10 protein-coding genes are annotated in these 9,326 nt (G+C 65.2%); 8 read left to right on the top strand and 2 right to left on the bottom strand.

Translation table 11 applies throughout. From position 1 onward, the window contains the following. Positions 1-360 (bottom strand): sugar phosphate nucleotidyltransferase (locus tag LQT98_RS21435; RefSeq protein ID WP_269326114.1); only part of this gene is annotated, 360 nt, incomplete at its 3' end. Between the two features lie 7 nt (positions 361-367). Continuing rightward, entirely contained in the window at positions 368-1,795 is a 1,428-nt protein-coding gene (locus tag LQT98_RS21430; protein WP_231465059.1) for an undecaprenyl-phosphate glucose phosphotransferase, read from the bottom strand. 236 nt (positions 1,796-2,031) lie between these two features. On the opposite strand from LQT98_RS21430, the gene LQT98_RS21425 reads away from it, so the two are divergent. The 8 genes from LQT98_RS21425 to LQT98_RS21390 form a co-directional block, all read left to right on the top strand. Beyond that, entirely contained in the window at positions 2,032-2,211 is a 180-nt protein-coding gene (locus LQT98_RS21425; RefSeq protein WP_048408168.1) for a DUF3460 family protein, read from the top strand. Positions 2,212-2,283: 72 nt separating this feature from the next. Further along, complete coding sequence (locus LQT98_RS21420; protein ID WP_231465057.1) at positions 2,284-2,952, top strand: class I SAM-dependent methyltransferase; 669 nt, start codon at positions 2,284-2,286, stop codon at positions 2,950-2,952. Between the two features lie 274 nt (positions 2,953-3,226). Continuing rightward, positions 3,227-3,637, top strand: coding sequence for a biopolymer transporter ExbD (locus LQT98_RS21415; protein WP_048408166.1), 411 nt, complete (start codon positions 3,227-3,229; stop codon positions 3,635-3,637). After that, on the top strand, positions 3,634-4,518 hold the full coding sequence (locus LQT98_RS21410; protein ID WP_231465055.1) for an energy transducer TonB: 885 nt from the start codon (positions 3,634-3,636) through the stop codon (positions 4,516-4,518). The genes LQT98_RS21415 and LQT98_RS21410 overlap by 4 nt, the downstream gene beginning before the upstream one ends. Before the next feature lie 105 nt (positions 4,519-4,623). Then, on the top strand, positions 4,624-5,913 hold the full coding sequence (gene tolB / locus LQT98_RS21405; protein WP_231465053.1) for a Tol-Pal system beta propeller repeat protein TolB: 1,290 nt from the start codon (positions 4,624-4,626) through the stop codon (positions 5,911-5,913). Positions 5,914-5,927: 14 nt separating this feature from the next. Beyond that, positions 5,928-6,455, top strand: a complete 528-nt coding sequence (gene pal, locus LQT98_RS21400; RefSeq protein ID WP_231465051.1) for a peptidoglycan-associated lipoprotein Pal — start codon at positions 5,928-5,930, stop codon at positions 6,453-6,455. Between the two features lie 312 nt (positions 6,456-6,767). Continuing rightward, a complete protein-coding gene (gene ybgF / locus LQT98_RS21395) occupies positions 6,768-7,511 on the top strand; it encodes a tol-pal system protein YbgF (RefSeq protein ID WP_231465049.1) in 744 nt (247 codons plus the stop codon). A gap of 335 nt (positions 7,512-7,846) precedes the next feature. Next, the coding region (locus LQT98_RS21390) for an RCC1 domain-containing protein (RefSeq protein ID WP_231465047.1) at positions 7,847-9,326 on the top strand (1,480 nt) is incomplete at its 3' end.

Genomic DNA, 9,326 nt, shown 5'->3' with positions numbered 1-9,326 from the left:
CGCCAGCAGCAGCGGATCGGCCGCCGGATCGCGCGCCAGCAGGTCCGCGGCGGCGGCGGCCAACGCCGGCGCGGTATTGCGTCCTTCCGGCTCTAGCAGCAGTTCCAGCGCCAGGCCGCCGGCGTTGACCGCCTGGCATTCGTCCAGCGTGCGGAAGCGGGTTTCCTCATTGGCGACGATCAGCACCCGGCGGACGCCGGGCAGGCTCGCCGCGCGCAGAAAGGTCTTTTGCAACAGGCTCTGGTCGTCGGCCAAGCGGATGAAGGGCTTGGGAAAGGCCTGGCGCGACACCGGCCACAGCCGCGAGCCGGCGCCGCCGCAGACGATGCAGGGAATGAGTTCGGGAACGGGATTTTGCATGTTTGCCTCAATAAGCCGCGTCGGCCGACAGCACCGCCGGAAGGGTGCGGATCAGGATGTAAAAGTCGAACCACAGCGACCAGTTCTCGATGTACTCCAGGTCGTATTCCACCCGTCGTTCTATCTTGGCCAGGGTGTCGGTTTCGCCGCGGTAGCCGTTGACCTGGGCCCAGCCGGTGATGCCCGGCTTGACCCTGTGGCGGGCGGTGTATTCGCTCACCGCGTCCTCGAACAGCACGCCGGCGGCCTTGGTGGCGGTGGCGTGCGGCCGCGGGCCGACCATGGACATGCTGCCGCCCAGCACATTCAGCAGCTGCGGCAGTTCGTCTAGGCTGGTCTTGCGAATGAAGCGGCCGACGCGGGTGACGCGCGGATCCCTGCGCGTGGTTTGCGCCTCGGCGTCGGCATCGGCCTGCTCCACGTACATGGAGCGGAATTTGTAGACCTCGATCAGGCGGTTGTTGTAGCCGTAGCGCTTTTGCCGGAACAGCACCGGTCCCGGCGAATCCAGCTTGATCAGCAAGGCCAGCAGCAGCATCAGCGGTGCGGCCAGCGCCAGCGCGACGGCGGCGAGCAACACGTCCTCGCAGCGCTTGAGCAGCGGCGACCACCCCTTGAGCGGCAGCTCCGAGATATTGAACATCGGCAACCCAGCCACCGCGGTCACCCGGTGATGCGCGTGCTGCAGGCCGGCCATGTCCGGCGCCAGCAGCACCGTCACCGGCAAGCGCCGCAGCAGGCTGACCAGATCGCCCATCCGCTCCACCGCCGACCACGGCAGCGCCACCAGCACCAGCTGCGCCTGGCCGGCGCGCACCATGCGCTCCAGCTGCGGCATATCGCCCAGATAAGGCAGGCCGGCCATGCCGAATGCCTGCCTGTCGGTGCGGTCGTCGACATAGCCGACCAACCTGGCGCGGATATCGGCGTTCTCGGTCAAATAAGCGGCCAGCCGGTTGCCGCTGGCGGTGCAGCCCAGGATCACCGTCGGCAGCAAGCCGACGCCGCGACGCGCCAGCCGCCGGCACCAGCCATGCAGCGCCAGCCGTGCCAGCAGCAGCAAGGCCAGCGTCGACGCGTACCAGCCCAGCAGCGCCTCGATCGAAGCCGCCGCCAGCAGGGGCAGTTGGCCGCCCACCAGCATCAGCGCGATGAAGGTCAGCGACCATGCCGTCGCCTGCCTGCGCAGCTGCAACTGCCGGCCGAACAGGCCGGAGCCGTACAGGCCCAGCGCCTGGAAGGCCAGCAAGGTCAGCACGCCGGCGAAAGACAGCGTTGCCGCCAGCAGGCCGTGCAGCGGCGCGCCCGACTGCGCCAGCCAGACGCCGCCGGGCGCCAATACCAGCGCCAGGTGCAGCAAGCGCACCAGCAAGCGCATATAGGTCAAGGTTTCGGCCCGCGCCTGCACCAAGCTGTCGACATTGCGGATAAGCATGATTAAAAACCGTTTAGTTTAATTTTATTAAACAATTAACTGAGATCAATTTATAATTTATGTTTAATGTCTTTAAACAATACGTGCAATATGCGTCAAAATGACCCTGCTTGCAAACAGGACTTGATCGATGACGCCCCGAAACGGGCAAGGTGTTGCGAAAAACGCGAGGCAGGCTGACGAAACCGCGATTTATCGTTTAAAATCACGGCATCAGCCATAGAGGGAACGATGTGATGTATCAGTCCGATTTCACCAAGTTCATCAACGGTTTCCTGGATCAGCACCCGGAAGTGGACAGCGAGCGCCGCGAACTGCGCCTGACGCTGTGGGACCGCCAGCCAAACCTGGATGACCGCCGCCGCTGGGACGAATCCCGCGTGCCGCAGAAGCCCTACGTTTACCAGCCGGAATAAGCCCGGCTCCCGCCTGACCCGACGCCCGCGCCGCGGGCGTTTCTGATTGCACCGCATCGGATTGCAGCACACATGACCAGCCGCACCGTGGCGCTTGACGGCGCCTTGCACGACTACCTGCTGAGCATCAGCCTCAGCGAACACCCGGTGATGCGCGACTTGCGCGAATTCACCGCCACCCATCGCATGGCCAAGATGCAGATCGCGCCGGAACAGGGCCAGTTCATGGCCTGGCTGGCGCAGCTGATAGGCGCGCGCCGCTACCTGGAAATCGGCGTGTTCACCGGCTACAGCGCGCTGGCGGTGACGCTGGCGATGCCGGAAGACGGCCGCACGCTGGCCTGCGACGTCAGCGAGACCTTCACCGCCGTCGCCCGCGACTACTGGGCGCGCGCCGGCGTCGCCGAGCGCATCGAACTGGTATTGCAGCCGGCGCTCGCCACCCTGCGCCAGCAGTTGGACGCGGGCCAGGCCGGCCAGTACGACCTGGCCTTCATCGACGCGGACAAACCCGCCTACCGCGACTATTACGAGGCCTGCCTGCAGCTGGTGCGCCCCGGCGGCGTGATCGCCATCGACAATATCTTCCTGTCCGGCCGCGTGGTGGAGCCCAAGCCGGAGGACCCGCCCGGCGTGCACCTGATGCACGAATTCAACGCCAGCCTGAAGCACGACCCGCGCATCCGCATGTGCGTGCTGCCGGTGGGGGATGGGCTGACCTTGTGCACGCGGCTGGCCTAAGAACCTGTTCACGATCTGCTGCGCGTCGGCGGGTTGGATAGAAATGGGCGTTGAAACCAAGCTCAGTGCTCATGTACCACGTGTACATTCCGCTTTTTCGCTTGTTTTCGCCTTGTCTCGCCTTAGCTCGCTAGATCGTAAACACGTTCTAAGCGCCCCCAGGCCGGCGCGGCCATGAACTTTTCATGATCCGCCGCGGTCTGACCCGCTTACCCCGGACACCCGGCCGGAGCCCGGTGTATCATGACCGCTTGCCAACGCTAACAGACGCTCCATGCTCAATCGCCGTCCCCGCCGCCAGATGAACCAGATGAACGTCGTGCCTTATATCGACGTGATGCTGGTGCTGCTGGTCATCTTCATGGTGACCGCGCCGATGTTCACGCCCGGCGTGATCGAAGTGCCCAGCGTGTCCCAGGCCACCAGCATCGACACCCGTCCGCTGGAAGTGACCGTGGACGCCCAGGGCAAGATTCAACTGATAGACAACGACCGCAAGACCGACGTCGCCTCCGTCGCCGACCTTGCGGTGCAAATCCAGGCCTTGGGCGCGGCCGAGCGCCCGGTGGCGATCTCCGCCGACGCCAACCTCAAGTACGCCGAAGTGGTGCAAATCGCCGACAAGCTCCACCAGGCCGGCGTCAAGCGCGTGGCGCTGACGGTCAAGCAGCAGAAGCAGGGATGATGGCCGCAGTGTCCACCTCGCCGCGTCCCTGGTCGCTGATCGTATCGGTGCTGCTGCACGTCGCCGTGGTCGGCCTGCTGCTGTGGGGCGGTTTCCATTCCCAGACCTTGCAGGAACAGGCGCCGGTGGCGCTGGAGCTGTGGACCACCGCGCCGCCGCCGCCCGCGCCCAGCGTCGTGGCCGAGCCCAAGCCCACGCCACCGGTGGTGGAACCGCCGCGCCCCGCCGTGGCGGAGCCGCCGGCCGACGTCAACCTGGGCCGCAACAAGAAACCGCCGGAGCCACCCAAGCTCAAGCCCGAGTCCAAGCCTGACCCCAAGCCCGAGCCTAAGCCGGAACCCAAGCCGGAGCCGGTGAAAAAGCCGGAAGCGAAAAAAGCGGACAAGCCAGCCGAGAAAAAGCCGGAAGCCAAGACAGCGCCGGCGCCGGCCGCCAAACCGCAGGCCAAGCCCAAGCCGTCCAAGACCTACAACCCGGAAGCCGACGATCTGCTGGCCAGCCTGGACAGCCCGCGCACCAGCGGCAAGGCCAATGCGCGCAGCGACCAGGCCGGCTCGCCCAATGGCGTGGCCGGCGGCGCCGCCAACGGCTCCTCCGTTGCCAAGGCCGGCTGGATCAGCCGGGTCAAGGCCAAGATCACCCCGCTGGTGCAAGTGCCACCGGACTTGTCCGGCAATCCCAAAGTGGTGCTGCAGGTCTCGCTGCTGCCCTCTCTGGAGGTAAACCGGGTACAGTTGCTGCAAAGCAGCGGCAGCAAGGCTTATGACGACGCGGTGCAAAGGGCGATCTGGGAAGCCAAGACCTTCCCGGCCTTGCCGCCCGGCGCCAGCTTCAACGACGGCTATCGGCAATTCAAGATGGAATTCCGTCCCAAATCATAAGACAAACGCATGATCAGGCGCGCGCGGAGCGCAGGCGGAGCCGGGACGGGCCTTGCCGCCGCGCACCGCGGCTTAGCATGCCACTTGATTGACTTGAGGGAACTAATGTCCAGCTTCAAAACTCTGTTGAATATGCTGCTCGTCACGCTGGGCCTGTTGGCCGCCGGCGGCGCGCAGGCGGAAATGACCATCGAGATCGTCGGCGGCGGCGCCAACCGCCACGCCATCGCGGTGGTGCCGTTCAAGGATGAAGCCAATGCCCAGGGCGGCCTGAGCCCGGTGATCAAGAACGACCTGACGATTTCCGGCGCCTTCCGCATGGTGGACACCGCCGGCGTGGCCAATGTGCCGTTCGAGCCCGCCGACATCCGCTACCCGCTGTGGCAGGCGGCCGGCGCGCAGTCCGTCGCCATCGGCAAGGTGGAAGCAGCCGGCGGCGGCCAGCTGAAGATCAGTTTCCGGCTGATGGACGCCGCGCAGAAGAAACAGCTGACCGGCGGCGAATTCACCGTCACCCCGGACCGCACCCGCCAGGTGGCGCACGCGATCGCCGACATGATTTACGAGGCGATCACCGGCCAGAAAGGCTTCTTCAACACCCGCATCGTCTATGTGTTGAAAACCGGCGGCAGCTATCTGTTGCAAGTGGCCGATGTGGACGGCGGCCGCGCCCAGACCATTCTGCGCTCCAGGGAGCCCATCATCTCCCCAAGCTGGAGCCCGGATGGCGGACGCATCGCCTATGTGTCGTTTGAAAGCAAGAAACCGGTGGTCTGGGTGCAGAACCTGGCCACCGGCCAGCGTTTCGCCGCGGCCAACTTCAAGGGCAGCAACTCCGCCCCGGCCTGGAGCCCGGACGGCAGCAAGCTGGCGGTGGTGCTGACCACCAGCGGCAATTCGCAGATCTACGTGATCAACGCCAACGGCGGCGGCGCGCGCCGGCTGATGTACAACGGCGGCATCGACACCGAGCCCACCTGGAGCCCGGACGGCGGCAGCCTGTATTTCGTGTCCGATCGCGCCGGCGGCCCGCAGATCTACCGCGTGTCCGCCGATGGCGGCAACGCCCAGCGCGTCACCTGGGAAGGCCGCTACAATGTGTCGCCCAAGGTGTCGCCGGACGGCAAGACGCTGAGTTTCATCCGTCGCGAGGGAGGCAACTTCCGCGTGATGGCGCAGGACCTGGCCACCAACGACAGCCGCGCGCTGTCGGACGGCGGCTATAACGAACGCCCGAGCTTCGCCCCCAACGGCCGCATGGTGCTGTACGCCAGCGACGCCGGCGGCAAGAGCGTGTTGTACGCCGCCACCACCGATGGCGGCAGCAAAGTGAAATTGGCCGTGATCAACGGCGATGTACAGGACCCGGCTTGGGGCCCATTTAATCATCCTTAATTGGAGCTATTGCTATGAACTGGAAACAACTCGTCCTCGGCACCGCCACCGTAACCCTGCTGGCCGCCTGCGCCAGCACCAAGCCGGCCGACACCACCGCCGGCACCCAGCAGCCGACCACGCCGCAGACCACCGCGCCGGTGGACACCGGCAGCAGCAACCAGAACCAGGTTGCGGTGGACCCGCTGAACGATCCCAACAGCCCGCTGGCCAAGCGCAGCGTCTACTTCGCCTTCGACTCCTCCTCCGTCGACGCCAACGGCAAGCCGGTAGTGGAAACCCACTCCGCCTACCTGAAGCAGAACGCGGACAAGAAAGTCATCATCCAGGGCAACACCGACGCCCGCGGCAGCCGCGAATACAACCTGGCGCTGGGCCAGCGCCGCGCCGAGAGCGTGAAGAAGGCGATGGAAGTGCTGGGCGCCAAGGAAAGCCAGCTGGAAGCGGTCAGCTTCGGCAAGGAAAAACCGCGCGCCACCGGCAACACCGACGCCGACTTCGCCGAGAACCGTCGCGCCGACATCGTGTACCAAGGCCACTAAAAGCACTGGGTCTGTTTTACGACGCCGGCCCTCTGGGCCGGCTTTTAGAGCCTGTTCAAAATCTCGCGAGCTAGAGCGAGACAAGGCGAAAACGGCTCAGAAAGCGGAATGTACACCTGGTACATGAGCATTTCGAAACGGTTTTCAACGCCGTATCGCCGACGCACAGCAGACTTTGAACAGGCTTTTACAGCCGGACATCGGGCGGATGCGCTTTCACGCGCTTGCCGTTAAGATATCCGGCTGAATGCTTTTCCACCCATCATCGCGTCGTCGCCTCCGGGCCGGACGGCGGGACATCCCGGGACAACCATGAAACGGCTCACCCTTTGCAGCGCGCTGCTGCTGGTTCTTACCGGCTGCGCCACCACCGGCGATCTGGAAGAAACCCGCCGCCAGCTGGACCAAGTCAACCGCCAGGCGTCCACCCGGCTCAATGAAGTGGAAAGCAAGCTTTCCAATGAAAAGCTGCTGGAAATGGTCAGCCAGCTGGAAGCGATGAAGGCCGAAGTGGCCAAGCTGCGCGGCGATGTGGAAGTGCTGAACTACAATCTGCAAACCACGCAGAAACGCCAGAACGATCTGTACAACGACCTGGACGGCCGGCTCGGCCATCTGGAGAACAGCGGCGCCAAGCCGGCTGCGGCTCCGCACGGCGACGCCTCGGCTGCCGCGGACGGCGGCGCGGCCACCAGCCCGGATTACGACAAGGCGCTGAACCTGCTGCGCGCCCGCGATTTCGCCAAGGCCGCCGACGCGCTGCGCAGCTTCATCGAGCAGAACCCGCAAGCGCCGCAAGTGGCGGAAGCCACTTACTGGCTGGGCGTGTCCCATACCGCGCTGCGCCAGTACGACGCCGCCATCGACATCCACCGCCGCTTTGTCGAGCAATTCCCCGATCATCACTTCGCGCCGGAAGCCCTGCGCAATATCGGCAACTGCCAGCGCGACCTGGGGCAAATGGATCAGGCCAAGACCACCTATAAACGCCTGATCAAGCTCTATCCCAAGAGCGACTCCGCGCAGAAAGCCCGCCAGCAACTGGCAAAAATGTAACACTCCGGCCGGTCTCCCTCCGGCCGCCATGCCCCATTTTGACGCCGGCCCGTGTGGCCGGCTTTATCGTCCCCGCCATTTCCCGCCCTGCCCAAGCCGCTGATTTTCAAGTATAAAATTTAAACACAAATAATTATAACCATATAGTTAGCGCTCTCATGCACCAAAACGGCGCAATACTACGTCGTCATTTCTGATTTCCATCGCGCGCCGCATCGCCTTCCACATGTGTTTTTTCTTCAAAACATGCTTATTGCATGACAATATATTCCGTCCGGGTTATACCGCTCGGCGAAAAACATAAATAAATAATGTCTATCAAGGAGTTATCTGTGATGAGAAACACACAACATGCCGGAACCCGCTGGTTCCGGCTAGGCGTGATGGCAATCAGTATCGGGCTGATTGGCGGCCTGTCCGGCTGCGAAGACGACGGCAGCGGCAGCCAGCCCGGCGACGGCTCCAGCCACCATGGCGGCAGCGGTCGCCTGGCGGTGGATATCTTCGGCAACCGCGGCGGCGTGCTGGCCGCGGTGCCCAGCGGCCTGTGCCTGGGCGAAGCCCGAGTGCTGTGGAGCAATGGCGTCCGCGGTTTCAGCACCGATGACAGCGCGCCGGATCAGCCGCTGACCGCCTCGGTCAGCTGCGGCTGGGTCAGCGCCAGCCAGACCCTGGTGCCGCAGAACGTGTTCAGCGCGCCGTCGGTGTTCGCCGTGCTCAAGGCGGACCGCACGCTGGCGGTCTGGGGCAGCCGCCGCCTGGGCGGCGATACCTCGGCCCTGCCCGCCCAACCGCAAAACGTGGTGGCGGTGGCCGGCAATGAACGCGCGATGGCCGCGCTGCAAGCCGACGGCACCGTCATCGGCTGGGGCCGCGCCGGCTCCGGCGCCAGTTTCGCCGGCCCGGTGGGCATAGGCAGCGCCGATGCCACCTCGCCGGTGGCGCCGCTGGGCAAGGTCGCCAAGCTGTGGCCCACCAAGCGCGGCTTCGTCGCGCTCAACAGCGACGGCAGCGCCAGCAGCTGGGGCAATATCGAAACCACCTTCGACGGCAACGGCGGTTCCAAGTCCATCTCCTCCTACTTCGACGCCGCGCGCCTGGCCGCGTTTAAGGATGTCGCCAGCGTCAGCCACAATCTGGGCGCGGTGGCGCTGCTGAAGAAGGACGGCAGCGTGCTCGCCTTCGGCGACCCCAATTCCGGCGGCGACGCCTCGCCGCTGGCGGCCAAGCTCAATAATGTGGCCAGCATCGCCGCCACCGACTACAACTTCGCCGCGCTGAAGAAAGACGGCAGCGTGGTGGTGTGGGGCCTGAACTGGGATGGCCAGACCAGCGACTACTACGACGGCAGCGAACCGATGCCGGCCGGCGTCAGCACGGTGCAGACCAACCTCAACGTCTTCGCCGCGCTGAAGCAGGACGGCAGCGTCGCCACCATAGGCAGCGCCTACTTCGACCGCGGCGCCGACACCGGCCCGGTGGCCGCCAATCTGACCGGCGTCCGCAAGCTCTACGCCAGCAAGACCGCCTTCGCCGCCTTGCGCAAGGACGGCAGCGTGGTCACCTGGGGCGACGGCGCCCGCAACGACGCCAGCGGCGTGCAACACCAGCTCAACCGCGTGCGCTCCATCGCCGCCACCGAACTGGCCTTCGCCGCGCTGCGCCAGGACGGCAGCGTGGTGACCTGGGGCGATGAACTGCGCGGCGGCGACAGCAGCGCGGTGCGCCACCGCCTGCGCGATGTGGTGGCCGTGTTCGCCAACGACTACGCCTTCGCCGCGCTGAAGGCCGACGGCAGCGTGGTCACCTGGGGCG

The sequence above is a fragment of the Chromobacterium aquaticum genome (assembly GCF_021129195.1).
GTDB lineage: Bacteria > Pseudomonadota > Gammaproteobacteria > Burkholderiales > Chromobacteriaceae > Chromobacterium > Chromobacterium aquaticum.
Note: the sequence above shows the minus strand (reverse complement) of the source record. Positions and strands in the feature narration are given on the sequence as shown.

Excerpts from the sequence above, each read along its gene's own strand:
- LQT98_RS21430 (WP_231465059.1), bottom strand. The coding sequence starts at position 1,795 with ATGCTTATCCGCAATGTCGACAGCTTGGTGCAGGCGCGGGCCGAAACC.
- LQT98_RS21425 (WP_048408168.1), top strand. The coding sequence starts at position 2,032 with ATGTATCAGTCCGATTTCACCAAGTTCATCAACGGTTTCCTGGATCAG.
- LQT98_RS21420 (WP_231465057.1), top strand. The coding sequence starts at position 2,284 with ATGACCAGCCGCACCGTGGCGCTTGACGGCGCCTTGCACGACTACCTG.
- LQT98_RS21415 (WP_048408166.1), top strand. The coding sequence starts at position 3,227 with ATGCTCAATCGCCGTCCCCGCCGCCAGATGAACCAGATGAACGTCGTG.
- LQT98_RS21410 (WP_231465055.1), top strand. The coding sequence starts at position 3,634 with ATGATGGCCGCAGTGTCCACCTCGCCGCGTCCCTGGTCGCTGATCGTA.
- tolB (WP_231465053.1), top strand. The coding sequence starts at position 4,624 with ATGTCCAGCTTCAAAACTCTGTTGAATATGCTGCTCGTCACGCTGGGC.
- pal (WP_231465051.1), top strand. The coding sequence starts at position 5,928 with ATGAACTGGAAACAACTCGTCCTCGGCACCGCCACCGTAACCCTGCTG.
- ybgF (WP_231465049.1), top strand. The coding sequence starts at position 6,768 with ATGAAACGGCTCACCCTTTGCAGCGCGCTGCTGCTGGTTCTTACCGGC.